12 protein-coding genes are annotated in these 17,142 nt (G+C 64.2%); 11 read left to right on the top strand and 1 reads right to left on the bottom strand.

Annotation, left to right across the window (positions count from 1 at the left end):
- Window positions 1-50: 50 nt before the first annotated feature.
- From ACVWYF_RS03525 to ACVWYF_RS03545, 5 genes are all read left to right on the top strand, one after another.
- On the top strand, window positions 51-1,703 hold the full coding sequence (locus ACVWYF_RS03525; RefSeq protein ID WP_457064666.1) for a TldD/PmbA family protein: 1,653 nt from the start codon (window positions 51-53) through the stop codon (window positions 1,701-1,703).
- Between the two features lie 75 nt (window positions 1,704-1,778).
- Window positions 1,779-3,113 (top strand): TldD/PmbA family protein, encoded by a 1,335-nt coding sequence (locus tag ACVWYF_RS03530; protein WP_457064668.1) that lies wholly within the window; start codon window positions 1,779-1,781, stop codon window positions 3,111-3,113.
- A gap of 198 nt (window positions 3,114-3,311) precedes the next feature.
- On the top strand, window positions 3,312-4,496 hold the full coding sequence (locus ACVWYF_RS03535) for a carboxypeptidase-like regulatory domain-containing protein (protein ID WP_457064670.1): 1,185 nt from the start codon (window positions 3,312-3,314) through the stop codon (window positions 4,494-4,496).
- A gap of 103 nt (window positions 4,497-4,599) precedes the next feature.
- Window positions 4,600-6,249 carry a TldD/PmbA family protein gene (locus ACVWYF_RS03540; protein WP_457064672.1) on the top strand — a complete coding sequence of 550 codons (1,650 nt, stop codon included), beginning with the start codon at window positions 4,600-4,602 and terminating at the stop codon, window positions 6,247-6,249.
- Between the two features lie 33 nt (window positions 6,250-6,282).
- Window positions 6,283-7,608: a TldD/PmbA family protein gene (locus ACVWYF_RS03545; RefSeq protein ID WP_457064674.1), complete on the top strand. Its 1,326-nt coding sequence runs from the start codon at window positions 6,283-6,285 to the stop codon at window positions 7,606-7,608.
- A gap of 121 nt (window positions 7,609-7,729) precedes the next feature.
- Here ACVWYF_RS03545 and ACVWYF_RS03550 read toward each other — a convergent pair whose 3' ends face one another.
- Window positions 7,730-8,359 (bottom strand): porin family protein, encoded by a 630-nt coding sequence (locus ACVWYF_RS03550; RefSeq protein WP_457064677.1) that lies wholly within the window; start codon window positions 8,357-8,359, stop codon window positions 7,730-7,732.
- Between the two features lie 257 nt (window positions 8,360-8,616).
- On the opposite strand from ACVWYF_RS03550, the gene ACVWYF_RS03555 reads away from it, so the two are divergent.
- The 6 genes from ACVWYF_RS03555 to ACVWYF_RS03580 all read left to right on the top strand — a co-directional run bounded on the left by ACVWYF_RS03555 (window position 8,617) and on the right by ACVWYF_RS03580 (window position 17,076).
- Window positions 8,617-9,240, top strand: a complete 624-nt coding sequence (locus ACVWYF_RS03555) for a DUF4159 domain-containing protein (protein ID WP_457064679.1) — start codon at window positions 8,617-8,619, stop codon at window positions 9,238-9,240.
- 132 nt (window positions 9,241-9,372) lie between these two features.
- Window positions 9,373-10,350, top strand: a complete 978-nt coding sequence (locus tag ACVWYF_RS03560; RefSeq protein ID WP_457064681.1) for an AAA family ATPase — start codon at window positions 9,373-9,375, stop codon at window positions 10,348-10,350.
- A 74-nt stretch (window positions 10,351-10,424) separates the two neighbouring features.
- Window positions 10,425-11,300: a DUF58 domain-containing protein gene (locus ACVWYF_RS03565; RefSeq protein WP_457064683.1), complete on the top strand. Its 876-nt coding sequence runs from the start codon at window positions 10,425-10,427 to the stop codon at window positions 11,298-11,300.
- Between the two features lie 61 nt (window positions 11,301-11,361).
- Complete coding sequence (locus ACVWYF_RS03570) at window positions 11,362-12,975, top strand: BatA domain-containing protein (protein WP_457064685.1); 1,614 nt, start codon at window positions 11,362-11,364, stop codon at window positions 12,973-12,975.
- On the top strand, window positions 12,972-15,257 hold the full coding sequence (locus ACVWYF_RS03575) for a hypothetical protein (RefSeq protein ID WP_457064687.1): 2,286 nt from the start codon (window positions 12,972-12,974) through the stop codon (window positions 15,255-15,257). The genes ACVWYF_RS03570 and ACVWYF_RS03575 overlap by 4 nt, the downstream gene beginning before the upstream one ends.
- A gap of 4 nt (window positions 15,258-15,261) precedes the next feature.
- A complete protein-coding gene (locus ACVWYF_RS03580; RefSeq protein WP_457064688.1) occupies window positions 15,262-17,076 on the top strand; it encodes a hypothetical protein in 1,815 nt (604 codons plus the stop codon).
- Window positions 17,077-17,142 lie beyond the last annotated feature (66 nt).

Here is a 17,142-nt window from a genome sequence, read left to right on the forward strand (position 1 = left end):
TTCATTAGCCTTCAATCGCGGACTACAAAGTCCGCGCTACATTCAACCTTATGAAAAGACGCGACTTTGTGGGACTTTCCGGCTTGGCGGCCGGGGCCCTCTTCCTCCCCAGCTTCCCCAGCCTGGGCGGCAGCCTTGTGGACCCCGCCCGCCTGCTGGAACCCGGGGCCGACGTGGCCCTGAAAAAACGCCTCGCCGATGCCGGCCTCAACGCCGCCAAGGCCGCCGGGGCCAGCTACGCCGACGTGCGCATCGGCCGCTACCTCAACCAGGGCATTTTTACCCGTGAAAAGCAGGTGCAGAACATCGCCAGCACCGAGAGCTACGGCGTGGGCGTGCGCGTGATTGCCAACGGCACCTGGGGCTTCGCCTCGACCAACAACGTGACCGAGGCGGGCATCGCCAAAGCCGCCCAGCTGGCCGTGCAGATTGCCAAGGCCAACTCGAAAGTCCAGAAGGAAAAGGTGCAACTGGCCCCGCAGGCCGGCTACGGCGAGGTAAGCTGGAAAGCCCCCATTCAGCAGAATGCGTTTGAGGTGCCCATCAAGGACAAGGTGGATTTGCTACTGGGCGTGAACGCCAAGGCGCTGGATTTGGGCGTGTCGTTCATCAACTCAGTGCTGTTTCAGGTGAACGAGCAGAAATATTTTGCCAGCACCGACGGCTCGTACATCGACCAGGATGTACACCGGATTTACCCCACGTTTGGGGTCACGGCCATTGACCGGGCCAGCGGCAAATTCCGCTCGCGGCAGGCCATGAGTTCGCCCGTGGGCATGGGCTACGAGTACCTCACGCCCAAAGCAGCCGACAAGGTGGCCGGCCCGGCGGGCTCCGACATCATCGGCTACCGCAACAGCTACGACATGCTGGAAGACGTGGCTTCGGCCGCCAAGCAGGTGAAGCAGAAGCTGACCGCCAAGTCCGTCACGCCCGGCAAGTACGACCTCGTGCTCGACCCGCACCACCTGGGCCTGACCATCCACGAAAGCGTGGGCCACCCGCTGGAGCTCGACCGCGTGTTGGGCTACGAGGCCAACTACGCGGGCACTTCCTTCGCCACGCTGGAGTGGAAGGCCAAGGGCCTGCCCTACGGCTCGAAAGTGGTGAACATTGTGGCCGACAAGGTGACGCCCGGCACGCTGGGCGCGGTGGGCTACGACGACGAGGGCGTAAAAACCCGCCGCTGGGATTTGATTAAGGAAGGCCGGCTGGTGGACTACGAGAAAATCCGGGACCAGGCGCACGTCGTGGGCCAGGACCATTCGGACGGCTGCTGCTACTCGCAGTCGTGGCAGGACGTGCAGTTCCAGCGCATGCCCAACGTGAGCCTGCAGCCCGGCAAAGCCAAGCTGAGCGTGGACGAGCTGGTGAGCAAGGTGGACAAGGGCATTTACATCGCCGGCAACGGCTCCTTCTCCATCGACCAGCAGCGCTTCAACTTCCAGTTCGGCGGCCAGGTCTTCTACGCCATCGAGAAGGGTAAAATCACCGAAATGCTGGAAGACGTGGCTTACCAGGCCAACACCCAGGAATTCTGGAACAGCTGCGCCGCCACCTGCGACGAAAGCGACTTCCGTTTCTTCGGCGCTTTCAATGATGGCAAGGGCCAGCCCAGCCAGAGCTCGGCGGTGAGCCATGGCAGCAGCACCACGCGGTTCAACGGCGTGAACGTGATTAATACGGCGCGGAAAATTGGGTAAAACGTCTCCCTTCCTCAGCTGAGGAGGGGACTGATATTCACTCAGCCCTCAACACCCAAAACGCAAACATTCCTCATGGCCATTCTCTCCAAAGACGAAGCCCAGACCATCCTTAAAAAAGTCCTCAGCTTCAGCACCGCCGATGAGTGCGACGCCACGCTGAGCGGCAACACCGGCGGCAACGTGCGCTCGGCACGCAACTCCATCAGCACGGCGGGAGCCTCCGACAACGTGTCGCTGGCCGTGGAAAGCCGCTTCGGCAAGCGCGCCGGCACCGCCACCTGCAATGAGTTCGACGAGGCCACGCTGCGCCGCTGCGTGCAGCGGGCCGAGGAAATCGCCCGTCTCGCTCCCGAAAGCCCGGAATACATGCCGTTGCTTGGGCCGCAGCAGTACCTCGATGGCAGCCGCTCGTTCGTGGCGGCCACGGCCGGCATCACGCCCGACTACCGAGCCGCCCAAATTGGAGCCAGCATGGCGCTCTGCGACCAACGCAAGCTGAGCTCGGCCGCTTTTCTGGATGATTCGCACGGCTTCGTGGCCAAGCGCAACTCCAAGGGGCTGGAAGCTTACCAGCAGGTGAGCAACGTCACGTTTTCGGTGACGGTGCGCACGCCGGATGGCACCGGTTCGGGCTATGCCTCGGGCGACTATGTGGACTCGGCCAAGATGGACGCGGCCCGCTTCACAAAAATCGCGGCCGATAAAGCCGCTTCCTCGATGAAGGCGCGGGCCATCGAGCCCGGCAAATACACCGTGATTCTGGAGCCGAATGCGCTGCTTTCCAACGTGGATACCTCGCTCATCGGCGCGCTCATGCAGAGCCTCGATGCCCGCAATGCCGACGAAGGGCGCAGCTTCCTTAGCAAGAAAGGCGGCGGCAACCGCAAGGGCGAAAAGCTTTTCGATGAGCGGGTTACCATCTACTCAGACCCGCTGAACCCGGAAATCAGCGACCTGACTTTCAGCGGCGACGGGCGGCCGCAGCAGCGCACCACCTGGATTGAAAAGGGCGTGGTGAAAAACCTGTATTCCAGTCGCTTTTGGGCGCAGAAGGCCGGCATCCCCGACCTGCCCCGGCCCAACGGCTGGATTATGGAAGGCGGCACCCAAAGCACCGCCGACCTCATCAAGGGCACGGCCAAGGGCATTCTCGTCACGCGCCTGTGGTATATCCGGCCCGTCGACCCGCAGACGCTGCTCTTCACCGGCCTCACCCGCGACGGCACGTTCTACATCGAAAACGGCCAAATCAAGTTTCCGGTGAAGAATTTCCGCTTCAACGAAAGCCCGGTCATTATGCTGAATAACCTGGAGGCCATCGGCAAGCCGGTGCGGTTGAACGGGAATTTGGTGCCACCACTCAAAATCCGGGACTTCACATTCACGAGCTTGTCGGACGCGGTGTAATTTGTAGCGTGGACGCTGCGAGTCCGCGCGTGAACGACGTTGAAAACGCATATTTTTGAAAGCCACCGGTCGATACAGGCTGGTGGCTTTTTACTTTCCTGATAAGGCGTGAGCAACTTCCCAGCAGCCTGCCGCATCTGCACGGTTGGCTACTAACTCTCCGCTCTTATCTTGCGGCCTCCTCTCCTCCTTTCTGCTATGAAGTACCCGTTGTTAGCCGGCCTGCTGCTGGCGGCTGCCTTCCTACCCGCCGCCGCGCAGCGCCTGACCGGCAAAATCCTGGATGCCGCCACCGGCCAGCCAGTACCTTACGCCAGTATTTCGGTGCTTAATTCTACTTCCGGCACCACCAGCAACGCCGAGGGCGAGTTTGAACTAAAGACGCTGCTGCCGGGCCGGTTGGTAATTTCAGAGCTGGGCCACCGGCGCGACACGGTGGCCGTGGCCGCCGCCGCGCCGCTGCTGGTGCGCCTGCAACCGGCGGCTGTGGAGCTGCCCGAAGTGACGACGGGCACTTACACCGAGGAGCTCATCAAAAGCGCTTACCGCGAATTACAGCGCACCAACACTCAGAAAACCTACGGTCAAGCCTTTTACCGCCAGATAACCAAACTTGACGGCGACCCTACCGAAGTGCAGGAGATGGTGTGGCACGCCCAAACCAGCAATGCCCGGGTCGAGGGTACGGCACTCGCGCAGGGGCGCTTCGCGAAGAAAAAGGCCTCGATTGCCTTCAACGATTTTTCGATTTACACCAAAGCAGTCACCTTTTTCGATACAGCCGAAGACAGCACCAGCAATAAGGGCATCATTAGCCTGCACCCAGCCGATAAGTTCCAACTCAAATTGCTGAGCCTGACGCAGAATGGCGAACAGCAATTGGCCGAAATCAGCTGCGTGAGCAAGGACCCCACCTCCCGTACCCGGCAGGGCACTATCATTATCGACGCGGCTACGCACCAGGTACTGCGGCTGCGGCTCGAAACGACCCAGTTGCACACCAAGTCGAACAATCCCATGTTCAAATTCCACGACGAGCTGACGCGCGTGGAATGGGTATTTAGGCCCGTATCAGGTGGTGCCGCGGCTCTGGAGTACTTGAAAGTCAACTACCAGACCTCGATGAGCCGGCCGCTGAAAAGCAACTTGCCCATCGATGCCTCGTCCTTTACTTACTTCTACAACGGCCGCCCCATCCCCGAGACGGGCGTGACCTATACCCCTGCCAAAGGCGGCACCGTCGATTTGGTTGCCATCAAAAAAACCACCTACGACCCCGTTTTCTGGCAAAACAACGCGGTGGTGAAACGCACCCCGCTGGAGGAGCAAGTCATGAAATCCTTCGAGCAGAAAGGCGCATTTGGCACCATGCTCACGCCGTAGCTTGTAGCGCGGACTTTTAGTCCGCGAGTACGCGGCCGCCTGAATTCATTCCATTCACTCGCGGACTGAAAGTCCGCGCTACACCTTTTTCCCTCTGCAACCTATGAAAAGACGCGACTTTGTGGGCCTCACCGGCCTTGCTGCCGGAGCTCTGTTTCTGCCGAGCCTGCCGGGCTTCGGCCACACGCCCGTCGACCCCGCCCGCCTGCTGGAGCCGGGCGCCGACGTGGCCATCAAAAAGCGCCTCGCCGACTCGGCCCTGAACGCCGCCAAAGCCGCCGGGGCCGACTACGCCGACGTGCGCATCGGCCGTTCACTGAACCAGTACGTGTTCACCCGCGAGAAGCAGGTGCAGAATATCGTGAGCACCGAGAGCTACGGCGTGGGCATCCGGGTGCTGGTAGCGGGCTGCTGGGGCTTCGCCTCCACGAGCGTCGTGACGGAGGCCAACCTGGCCGCCACCGCCCGCGAGGCCGTGAGCATTGCCAAAGCCAACCGCCTGGTAATGAAGGAGCCCGTGCAGCTGGCCGCGCAAACCGGCTACGGCGAGGTGAGCTGGAAAACGCCCATTCAGCAAAGCGCCTTCGAGGTGCCCATCAAGCAGAAAGTGGATTTACTGCTGGCCGCCAACGCCGCCGCGCTCGATGCCGGGGCCAGCTACATCAACTCAGCTCTGTTTCAGGTGAATGAGCAGAAGTATTTCGCCAGCACCGACGGGTCGTACATCGACCAGGATATTCACCGGCTCTGGCCCACCTTCTCGGCCACGGCAGTGGATACCAAATCGGGCAAGTTCCGCTCGCGGGAGTCGCTGAGCGCACCGGTGGGGCTGGGTTTTGAATACCTAACGCCGAGCGCGGCCGAGCAGGTGCGCGGGCCGCAGGGCACCGATACCATCGGCTACAAGCTGCGCTACGACATCCTGGCCGATGCCGCCTTGGCCGGCCGGCAGGCCAAGGCCAAGCTGACGATGAAATCCGTCACGCCCGGCAAGTACGATTTGGTGCTCGACCCCGGGCATCTGGGCCTCACAATTCACGAATCCGTCGGCCACCCCACGGAGCTCGACCGCGTGCTGGGCTACGAGGCCAACTTCGCCGGCACCAGCTTTGCCACGCTGGAATGGAAGGCTAAAAACCTGCCCTACGGCTCGAAGGAAGTCAACATCGTGGCCGACAAGCTACAGCCCGGCTCGGTGGGTAACGTAGGCTACGACGATGAGGGCGTAAAAACCCGCGAGTGGGACCTCATCAAGGACGGCAAGTTGGTGAACTACCAGAAAATCAGGGACCAGGCGCACATCGTGGGCCAGAAGGAATCGGACGGCTGCGCCTACGCGCAGTCGTGGGAAGACGTGCAGTTCCAGCGCATGCCCAACGTGAGCCTGCGCCCCGGCACCGCCAAAATGAGTCCCGACGAAATGGTGAAGGGCGTGGACAAAGGAATCTACATTGCGGGCGCGGGCTCGTTCTCCATCGACCAGCAACGCTTCAACTTCCAGTTTGGCGGGCAGCTGTTTTTTGCGATTGAGAAGGGCAAAATCACCGAGCAGTTGGAAGACGTGGCCTACCAGTCGAACACCCAGGAATTCTGGGGGGCCTGCGCGGGCTCGTGCGACCAGTCGGATTACCGCCTGTTCGGCACCTTCTTCGACGGCAAGGGCCAGCCGGCCCAGGTGTCGTCGGTGAGCCACGGCTCGGCCACCACGCGCTTTAATGGCGTGAACGTGATTAATACGGCCCGCAAAGTTTAGCCTATTCCTTCCCCCACATTTCTGCAAATCATCATGGCTATTCTCTCCAAAGACGAAGCCCAGGCTTTACTCAAGAAAGTCCTCAGCTACAGCACTGCCGACGAGTGCGCGGTGTCACTGAACGGGCGCACCACCGGCAACATCCGCTACGCCCGCAACAGCGTGAGCACGGCCGGCGCGCAAAACTCCGTGTCGCTGGCCGTCGAAAGCCGCTTTGGCAAGCGCAGCGGCATTGCCACCTGCAACGAGTTCGACGGCGCCACCCTGAAACGCTGCGTGCAGCGGGCCGAGGAAATCGCGAAGCTCGCCCCCGAAAGCCCCGAATACGTGCCCCTGCTCGGCCCGCAAACCTACGTGAGCCCGCCCTCCACGGCCACCACGCTGCTCACGGCCGCCACCCGTGCCCAGGCCGCCGCCGACAGCATGGCCCTGTGCGCCGCCAAAAACCTCACCGCCGCCGGCTTCCTCGACGGCGGCACCCGCTTCCAGGCCCTGCGCAACTCCAAGGGCCTAGAGGCCTACCAACAGTCCACCAACACCGATTTTTCAGTGACGGTCCGCACGGCCGACGGGCGCGGCTCGGGCTACGCCATTGCCGACGTGACGGACCCGGCCAAGCTCAACGCCAAAGCCCTGACGCAGCGCGCCGCCGACAAAGCCCTGGGCTCGGTGAACGCCAAGGCCATTGAGCCCGGCAAATACACCGTGATTCTGGAGCCGGCCGCGCTGATGGACGGCGGTGATTTGTCGTTGCTCGGCGGGCTAATGTATGGGCTGGATGCCCGCTCGGCCGACGAGGGCCGCAGCTTCATGACCAAGAAAGGCGGCGGCAACCGCAAGGGCGAAAAGCTTTTCGATGAGCGCATCAACATATATTCCGACCCGATGAATGCCGAGGTGCCCGGCAGCGCATTCGACGGCGACGGCCTGCCCACCAAGCGCCTGAGCTGGATTGAAAAAGGCGTGGTGAAGCAGCTGTATTACTCGCGCTTCTGGGCCGAGAAAAACAAGCAGGCCGCCACGGCTTTCCCCAGCGGCTTCATCATGGCGGGCGGCACCCAGAGCACCGCCGAGCTCATTAAGAGCACCGCCAAAGGCATTCTGGTCACGCGCTTGTGGTACATCCGCGAAGTCGACCCGCAGACGCTGCTCTACACCGGCCTCACCCGCGACGGGACGTTCTACATCGAAAACGGGGCCATCAAATTCCCCATCAAAAACCTGCGCTTCAACGAAAGCCCGATTATTATGCTGAATAATATCGAGGCCATCGGCCGCCCCCAGCGCCTGGCCGGCTGCCTGATTCCGCCGCTGAAAATCCGGGACTTCACGTTCACGAGCCTGTCGGACGCGATTTAGCATGTAGCGTGGACTCTGCGAGTCCGCGAGTGAACGTAGCGAACATCAAGCATCTGGCGCATCTGGCGCGAATCCCATTGCTCGCTACGCTCGCTCGCGGACTCGCAGAGTCCACGCTACATTACTTTTTCCCGCCAAACTGTAGCGCCGCGTACACCTGGAACACCCGGTTTTGCAGGCGCGGGTCGTTGATGCCGGACAGGTTTTTGGCGTCGTTGATATCGTTGAGGCCCGCTACCAGGCGGCCGCCCAGCGAGAAGCCGCTGGCCAGTTTCAGCCCTACACCGCCTACTACGCTAAAATCGTTGCGCTTAAACTGGCTGCTGGCCGACCGCGACTGGTTGCCGTACATCGGCTGGCCATCGGCGGTGAAGCCCACCTGCATCTGGCCTGACTGGTTGGCGCTGAGGAGCACGCCGTACTGTGGCCCGGCCTCCACAAACACCGGCCCCAGGGTGAGCTTGGCCAGGATGGGCACGGTGAGGTAATGCAACTCGCTGTCGTAGTTGGTGATGGCCGATTTTAGGTTGCCGCCGGCCACCGAATACTGCACCTCGGGCTGAATGGACAGCGGCCCCAGGATATTGGCCTGATAGAAAATCCCGACATGGTAAAAGGGCTTATACGAGGCGCTTTCGCCGTCGCGGCCGGTCATCTCGGCCACGTTCAGCCCGCCTTTGATGCCAAACTGGGCGTGCGCCAGCGGCAGCAGACCAAAACTCAGCAATGCGATTATCAGCAGCTTTTTCATAGGGAATAAAGGATATTGGATGAGGGTAATAAGCCGAAGGTATCCGGGATTTCGGGCGTAGCTTCGGCAACGACGGGACCGGAAGCAGCCCCTTCCAATACAGTTGGAGGCGGATAAAAGGTTGCGGTTTAGGCCGAGACCCTGCTTTATTGTCGCTGATTTCAACGATTGGCGCAACCGATTTATTTCCCGGCCGACTATCGGGCTAGCGCCCGTCTGCTTTTCTTCGTTTTTATTCCGCTGCTCCCTTTTCCGCTGTGCCCGCTGCCCCCTTCACATTTGTGCGCCTGAAATACCACTCCGGCGACTGGGACGCAGTAGACGAGCGCATGCCCGCCAACCTGCTGCACTCGCTGGTGCAGTACACCAAAGTGCCCGTCGACCCCAAGGAAAAAGTGGTGGCCCTGGATAGCCCGGAGCTGTTCAATTACCCCTTTTGCTACCTTTCGGGCCACCGGCTGGTGCAGTTCTCAGGCACTGAGAAACAGAACTTTATCCAGTACGTGCGCAACGGCGGCTTCGTGTTCGTGGACGATTGCAACCACGACATCGACGGCCTGTTCGCCCGCTCCTTCGAGGAGCAGATGCGCCAGTGCTTCGGAGCCACTGCCCTGAAGAAAATCCCCAAAACTCACCCGATATATTCCCAGTTTTTCACCTTCAAGGACGGCCCGCCCAACACCGGCTTCGAGCTCAACGGTTGGGGCGATGACCTTGTACACGACTACCTGAAGGCCGTGGAAATTAAAGGCCGCATCGGCGTGCTGTACTCCAACAAAGACTACGGCTGCGAGTGGGACTACGACTTCCGCAACAAGCGTTTTCTGGCGGAGGACAACACGAAATTTGGGGTGAATATTTTGCTGTATGCGCTGACTTGATGATTTATAAAACAGCATGTCATGCAGAGCGCAGCGAAGCATCTTTACCGCTCAAGTAATTCATTTACCATTGCAGCAAAGATGCTTCGCTGCGCTCTGCATGACTTTCTTGCGACACGACCTTAACACCCAATGACCGAACAAGAAGTAACCACGCTCCTCGCCAAGCTACCCGTGCTGAAGGCCGAAATCGCCAAGGTCATCGTGGGCCAGGAAACCGTGCTCGATGAAGTGCTGGTGGCGTTGCTGGCCGGCGGCCACGCCCTGCTGGAGGGCGTGCCCGGCCTGGCCAAAACCCTGCTGGTCCGCACGCTGGCCGCCGCCACCGACTTGCCCTTCCGCCGCATCCAGTTCACCCCCGATTTGATGCCGACGGACATCCTTGGCACCGAAGTGCTGGAGGAAGACCACGGCACTGGTCATCGGTCGTTCAAGTTCAATCCCGGCCCCATTTTCGCCAGTCTTGTGCTGGCCGATGAAATCAACCGGACGCCGCCTAAAACTCAGGCCGCCCTGCTGGAAGCCATGCAGGAAGGCCACGTCACCTACGCCGGGCAGGAACACGCGCTGCCCAAGCCGTTCTTCCTGCTGGCCACCCAGAACCCCATCGAGCAAAGCGGCACCTACCCCCTGCCCGAGGCCCAACTCGACCGTTTTCTGTTGTACGTGCGCATTGGCTACCCCACGGCTGCGGAGGAGCTGGCGGTGTTGCGCGGCACCACCGGCGCGGCCGGCCAGGCGGTGCAGCCGGTGCTGGGCGGGGCCGATATTCGGGCGTTGCAAGCGCTGGTGCGACAGGTGAGCCTCAGCCCCGAGCTGATGGATTTTGTGAACCGGCTGGTGCGGGCCACCCGCCCGGCCACGTCGGAGGTCAAGTTCATCAAGGACTACGGGCGCTGGGGCGCGGGGCCACGGGCCGGCCAGGCGCTAATACTGTGCGCCAAGGCGCGGGCGCTGCTGCACGGCCGCTTTGCCGCCACGCTGGAGGACATCCGGACGCTGGCCCCGCCGGTGCTGCGCCACCGGGTGCTGCTGAATTTCAACGCTGAAGCCGAAAATATAACGCCGGATGACGCGGTGGTAGCGTTGCTGAAAGCGGTGGCGGTGTAGCGCGGACTTGTAGTCCCCGAGGATATCCCCCCTTAAATCGTTGAATTCGCGGACTACAAAGTCCGCGCTACCCCATGCTCACTCCTGAACTCCTGCACGGCCTGCGCAACCTCTCCCTCGCCGCCCGGCAAGCGGCCGAGGGCTTCCTCAACGGCGCGCACGCCAGCCGGCGGCACGGCGCGGGCATGGAGTTCAGCCAGTACCGCCCCTACCAGCCCGGCGACGACCTGCGCCGCCTCGACTGGCGGCTGGCCGCCCGCTCGGACCGCTACTACCTGCGCGAGTCGGAAATCGATACCAGCCTGACCGTGCATCTGCTGCTCGATGCCAGCGCCAGCATGAACCACCGCGACGACAACGGCCTGACCAAGCTCGACTACGCCCGGCTGCTGCTCGGGGCACTGGCTTACCTGGCCACCCAGCAGGGTGATGCTGTGGGCCTAAGCATCCTTAGTACCACGGGCCTGCGCCACCTTGCGCCCCGCGCCGATGCCCGCCAGCTGCCCCGCCTCTACCACGCCCTGGAAACGGCTGAGGCCACCGGCAACTTCCCCGCACCCGAAACGCTGGCTCCGCTCACGGCCCGGCGGCAGCGCGCCCTCACCGTGTGCGTGAGCGACCTATACGAGGAAGGCACCGAAATAAATGCCCTGCTCACGCGCCTGCGGGCCACCAGCGGCGATGTGCTGCTGCTGCACCTGATGGCGCATAACGAGCTGGAATTCAGCTATCAGGGGGCCGTTACTTTTAGGGATTTGGAAACCGGCCAGACCCTGCAAATCGATGCTGGGCCGCAACGCGCCGCTTACCAGCAGCAGCTGCAAGCGTGGCTGAGCGAAACGGCCCGGCAGGCCCGCCGCCAGGGTTTTGACTATCATCTGCTGGATACCTCGCAGCCGCTCGATGCGGCGCTGCGGGAATTTCTCCGGCGGCGCAACCTCAGCAGGTAATCCGAAGCCACCCATACCCCTGACTTACCATCTATCGTTCCGATTCTGATTCCGTAATTCCTTGTTTACCCTCCTCACCCCTGCCGCGCTGCTGGCCCTTTTGGGCCTGCTGGTACCGGTGGCCATTCATCTCTGGAACCGCCGGCCGGGCCGCGAGGTAGCCGTGGGCAGCCTGCGCTGGCTGGCCGCCGGTGCCAATCGCCGCCTGCGCAACCTGAAGCCGGAGCAGCTGTGGCTGCTGCTATTACGGGCCGCGCTGCTGGCGGTGCTGGCCGTGGCCGTGGCCGGGCCGGTGTGGCGCACGGCATTGCCCACCAGCCGGGGCGTGGTGCTGCTGAGTGCCGAGGCGGCGCGCCTGCCGGCGCTGGCGGGGCTGAAAACCACCATCGACTCCCTGCGCCGCAAAGGCTATGCACTGCGCTGGCTGGCGGCCGGTTTTCCTCGGATATCGGGAGCCACTTGGCGGGCACTGGCGACGGCCCGGCCGAGCGTGCCCCCCGATTCGGTAGCGGACGGGGTCAGGACGTTTGCTTGGGCGCGGGTGCAGCAGGCCGTTGATGTATTCCCGGGTCAGCCGCTGGTTGTGGTGACGAGTGCCGCGCTACGTAACTTCCAGGGCAGCCATGCGCCGCTGCCGGCGGCCGTGCGCTGGCAGGCACTGCCCGATTCCACGACTGGTTCCTGGCTGGGCGCGGCCGAGCAGGTGGGCGACAGCCTGCAGCTTCTGGTGGGCCGAAGCAGCGAAACGCAGACGACTTACCAGCGAAAAAAAGCACTTGCTCGACGCGACGGCCAGCCGTTTCAAGTGGCAGGGTTGGCCCCGGTACGCCTTCAGTCAACTACAAGCGGTGGGCAAGCCTTCTGGCTAGTTCCAGCGGCCTCCCCACGAGCAGGGAATGGGGTTGGAATTGAGGTTGTGCCAATGGTCATCGAAATGTATGCCTCCCCAGCCTACGCCGCCGATGCCCGCTATCTGGAAGCGGGCCTACGGGCCGCCACGGCCGGAATCCCCATTCCGCCCGTGCTACGCCGGATAAAAACACGGCCGGAACGCCTGAATGCGAACTGGATTTTCTGGCTTTCGGATGAGCCGTTGCCGCAGGGCTGGCGGGAGGATGTGGCCAGAAACGCTCGCCAGCTGTGGCGGGAGGCCGCTGCGCCGGGCATGGCGGACACCGCGCGCCTTGCCGCCGCCACCACGGGCGCAGCAACCTTCACGGTGTTTCGCCGGGCTGCTCGCCTGCCCCCAGTAGGCCTAGCAACAGTGTGGGCCGATGGCCTGGGCCGGCCCATTCTTTCGCGCCAGCTGCTGGGCCGGGGCAGCGTGTACCAGTTGCACACCCGCCTGGACCCCGCGTGGAGCGGGCTGGCCGACGACCCGCAACTCCCGGCGCGCTTGCTGGAACTGCTACGCCCAGAAGTAGCCCATTACGGCGGCGGCCTTTCCCGGCTGGCCAAACTCGAAGCCGTGTACGACCGTCGGGTCCTGGCACCGGCCCAGTTGCCCATCGGCAAGCACATGCTTCCCAAGACGGCCGCAACGAATGCCCCGGAACCGACTTTTCGGACCACCGACCTGCGGCCTTGGCTGGTGCTGCTGGCGGGGCTGCTCCTGCTCTTTGAACGCCTGCTGGCCCGGCGGCAAGCAGAAATTTCTTTACCTGCGGCGGGATGATGCAAACCATCGATAACTCATCCGAAACCAGCCTGCTTAGCGCGCAGGGTCCGGCCGCTGCCCAGCTACTGGCGGTGCGACGGAGCTACGCCTTGCGCCGTGGCACGGCCGCACTGTTGCCCCTGATAGCGGCCGGCACGCTGGGAGTAGCCCTGTTTCATCACTGGCCGGCCGTACCGGCAATTTGGGCAGGGTTGGCGCTATCGGGCTTGGTGGTAGCGGCAGTTTGGGGGCTGCTGCCGTTGCGGCGGCTGGACCGTGCGGCCGTGGCCCGGCGGCTGGACCGACAGTTTGCCGAGTTGCAGGACAGTACCGGCCTGCTTTTGGAGCACCCGGCTAGTCTGCCGTTTCTGGGGCAGCTGCAGTTCCGGCGCGTGGCCCGGCAGCTGGCGCAGCTAACGGCCGACGGCCCGGCCCTGCTGCCGGTTTCCTTTAAGAGACCCTTGGTACTGAGCGCGAGCCTGCTGCTGGGAGCGGCGGCCGTAGTGCTGCTTCCCTCGCCACAAACAGCAAAGCCTCAGGCGTTGGCCATGCATTTTATGCCCGCTGCCCGGCGGCCGGCAACGGCTTCGGCAGCCGCGCCCCGCATCACCGAAACCACGTTATTGGTCATGCCTCCGGCCTATACGCACTTGGCAGAATTCGCGCCCGCCCAGCCCTCGTTCCAATGTCCGCAGGGGGCGCGGGTGCGGTGGCAGGTGCGCGTGAGTAGGCCCCGCCAGCCCGCGCCCGAGCTGGAACTGGGAACGCAGCGGCGGCGCTTGCAGCCCGTGGCCGGGCAGCCGGGCACGTTTGCTATCGAGCAAGTCATGAGTGCCTCCACGCTGTACCGGCTGCGCTACGCGGGCACGGTTTCGGACGATTACGCCGTCGACGTGCGGCCCGACCTCGCCCCGGTGCTGCGCATCATTACACCGAAGCCGTACACGCTGGTGGCAGCCCTGGGGCAGCGGCCGGAGGTGACCATCCGGGCCACCATGCGCGACGACTATGGGCTGAGCCGTGCTGAGTTGGTCATCACCGTGGCCCAGGGCCAGGGCGAGGCGGTGAAGTTTCGGGAATTGCGGCGCGATCTGAGCGGGGACCTGAGCGGGGACCTGGGCGGGCAGCCACAAGCCAGCCTGAACAGCGTGCTGAACCTGCCCAAGCTGGGCCTGACCTACGGCGACGAACTCTACTTCTACCTTACGGCCCGCGACAACCACGGCCACACCGCCCGCACCGATTCTTACCTCGTGCAGTGGCAGGACACCGCCGTGGCCGACGGGGCCATCGACATGGGCATGGGCATGGGCGTGAAAGTAGCCCCGGCCTACTTTCGCAGCGAGCGCCAGATTATCATCGACACCGAAAAGCTCATCGCCGAAAAAGCGAAGCTCGACGCCGCTACCGTGGCCAGCCGGGCCAACGCCCTGGGCTTCGACCAGCAAAGCCTGCGCCTGCGCTACGGCAAGTTTATGGGCGAGGAAGCGGAGCCCGGCATTGGGGCGGAGGCGCAGCATTCACCCATCGCCGAGGATGAGGACGCGCCCGCTGCCCCCACCGCCGAAGCCCCGGAACACGACGAGCACGACCACGGCGGCGCTTCCGTGTCGCCCGCCAAGGCCTCGCCCACCGCCGAAACCGATGCCCTGATGGACCCCTACATCCATAAGCACGACGACGCCGAAACCGCCGATTTCCTGGAGCCCGCCGTGAAGGCCAAGCTCCGCGCCGTACTCGACCAAATGTGGGCGGCCGAACTGCGCCTGCGCACCGGCCAACTCCGCGAGGCCCTTCCCTACGAGTACCGCGCCCTGCGCCTGCTCAAGCAAGTGCAGCAGCAAACCCGCGCCTTCGTCAAAAAAGCCGGTTTCAGCCCGCCGCCCATGCCCGAGGCCACCCTGCGCCTCACCGGCGAACTGGCCGGGGCCGCCGTGCCCCAGCGCCAGCAAAAACTGCCCACCCCGGCTACCCAGCCCGCCATTCGGGCCGCCCTGCGCTGGCTGGCCGCCGCCGATAACGGACAGCCCCCGCGCCCCGCCGATGCCGCCGTGCTCGACCAGGCCGGGACCGTACTGGCCGGCGCGGCCCTCACCCGGCCGGGCTTTTACCTGCCGGCCCTGCGGGCTTTGCGCGAGTTAGGGGCCGACCTGCGTGCCGGCCGCCCCACCCGCGCCGTCAGCCGTGCGCCCGTAGCCCGCGCCCTCACCGACCTGCTGGCCGCGCCCGCCCCCACACCCGCAGCCCCGCCCGCTCCCGACCGGCTGGCACGCCGCTATTTCCAGGAATTAAGCCGTTAAGCCGTTGCCTATTTTAGCCCCGAACCCGGTTCTTTACTACGGCCTGCTGTCGTTTTGCCTGCTGCTGAGCCTCGGGCTGCTGATGCTGGCCTGGCGGCGGCCCCGGCGGCGACAGCGGGCGGCCCGGTTGCTGGCCAGCGTGGCGGCTGGGGCGGCGCTGTGGTTCATCGCTTTTCCGCCTTTGCGCCACCTGCCCGCTGCCCGCGCCGAAGCTATTCTGCTCACCCCCGGCTACTCGTCCGATACGCTGCGGCAGCTACGCCAGCGGCTGGGCGCGGGCACTCCGGTGTGGGCTTATGGCAACGCGGAACTCCCTGCCAATGCGCGCCCACTGGCCAGCCTGCTCACGCTGGCCGAGCAGCGGCCGGCCCTGCGCCGCCTGCACATTTTGGGCAGCGGCCTGCCCGCCGCCGAGCTGCCGCTGCTGAATTCGCTGGCGGTGCGGCTGCACCCGGGCGCGCCATTTGCGGGCATCGGCACCGCTTTTTGGCCGGCGAAACTGGCTTTGGGCGAGACGCTGCGGCTGGAAGGAACGGCGGTTGCGCCGGGCCGCCCGGCCGCCATGTGGGTAGTGCTGCGCGCTGCTGGTACCGGGCGCGATTCGATGCGGCTGCCTACCGGCGGCGGGCCATTCCGGCTGCGCTACCAGCCCAAAACGGCCGGGCTGGCGACTTACGAGCTGCTGCTGCGCCGGCCGGGCCAGCCCCTGCTGGCCGAGCCGGTGCCGGTCGAAATCACCGCGCCCGCGCTGCCGGCCGTGCTGCTGCTCACGGCCGCGCCGTCGTTCGAGTTCAAGTTCCTGAAAAACTACCTGGCCGAGGCCCACTACCCGGTGGCCCTGCGCACGAGCGTGAGCCGGGGCCTGGTCCAGACCGATTTCGTGAACCAGCCGGCCCAGCCGCTCGACCGCCTCACGCCCGCATTGCTGGCTCATTATTCGGTCCTGATTGCCGATGCTGCTACGGTAGCAGCCCTTACTGCTGCTGAGGTTCAGGCCCTGCAAGCAGCCATCCGGGCCGGCCGCCTCGGCCTCATCACCCTGGCCGAAGCCGCGCCCTTGCCCCGCACCGCGCCCGCCCGCCCCGATTTCACGGTGCAGCTCCGGCCGGCCAACGCACCTCCACAGCCCCTCGCCTGGCCCGATGAGCCCGGCGAGGCCCGCGCCGCCTTGCCCGCCCAGCTGCAAGCCAACCCGGCACTGCGAACCATCATCACCGGACCACGGGGCTTGCTGCTGACGGCCAGCCGGCGCGTGGGGCTGGGTTTCGTGGTGGTGTCGGTGGTGCCCGAAACGTTTCGCTGGGGGCTTCAGGGACACACTGCTGTTTATGCATCGTTCTGGAGCCGGCTGCTCACAGCGGCCGTCCCGCCTGCTCCGGCCGAGGCCACCTGGCACACGGGCAGCCGCTGGCCCCGGCCGGCCCAGCCGCTCACGCTGCATCTGGCGGCGGCTTTTCCCACCGTTCCACCCACTGTGGCAGCGCTGGCCGGCGGCCCCGCCGTGCGCCTCGCCCTGCGCCAGGACACCCGCCTGCCCGAGTGGAGCACGGCCCAGTTCTGGCCCGGCGAGATGGGCTGGTACCAGGTACGCGGCCCGGGCCGCATCAGCCATAATTTCTACGTGTACCCGCCCACGGCCTGGCGGGGGCCGGAGCTGCGGGAGCGCCAGCAGGCGGCGGCGCAATTGGCAGTCGAAACCAATGGCCTTAAAGTGTCTGAGGCCACTCAAGCAACGGTGACGGAGCCGTGGCCGGCGGGCTGGTTTTTCGGGTTGTTTCTGCTGGCGGCCGGCTATCTGTGGCTGGAAGAAAAGCTGTAGAGACGCAATATTTTGCGTCTCTACGTTGAACGAGCGGAACCACGCAGCACATTAACAAATGCACAG

The sequence above is a fragment of the Hymenobacter sp. UYAg731 genome, from assembly GCF_054061335.1.

Bases quoted from the DNA above. Each gene is read 5' to 3' on its own strand.
- ACVWYF_RS03525 (WP_457064666.1), top strand. From the start codon at position 51: ATGAAAAGACGCGACTTTGTGGGACTTTCCGGCTTGGCGGCCGGGGCC.
- ACVWYF_RS03530 (WP_457064668.1), top strand. From the start codon at position 1,779: ATGGCCATTCTCTCCAAAGACGAAGCCCAGACCATCCTTAAAAAAGTC.
- ACVWYF_RS03535 (WP_457064670.1), top strand. From the start codon at position 3,312: ATGAAGTACCCGTTGTTAGCCGGCCTGCTGCTGGCGGCTGCCTTCCTA.
- ACVWYF_RS03540 (WP_457064672.1), top strand. From the start codon at position 4,600: ATGAAAAGACGCGACTTTGTGGGCCTCACCGGCCTTGCTGCCGGAGCT.
- ACVWYF_RS03545 (WP_457064674.1), top strand. From the start codon at position 6,283: ATGGCTATTCTCTCCAAAGACGAAGCCCAGGCTTTACTCAAGAAAGTC.
- ACVWYF_RS03550 (WP_457064677.1), bottom strand. From the start codon at position 8,359: ATGAAAAAGCTGCTGATAATCGCATTGCTGAGTTTTGGTCTGCTGCCG.
- ACVWYF_RS03560 (WP_457064681.1), top strand. From the start codon at position 9,373: ATGACCGAACAAGAAGTAACCACGCTCCTCGCCAAGCTACCCGTGCTG.
- ACVWYF_RS03565 (WP_457064683.1), top strand. From the start codon at position 10,425: ATGCTCACTCCTGAACTCCTGCACGGCCTGCGCAACCTCTCCCTCGCC.
- ACVWYF_RS03575 (WP_457064687.1), top strand. From the start codon at position 12,972: ATGATGCAAACCATCGATAACTCATCCGAAACCAGCCTGCTTAGCGCG.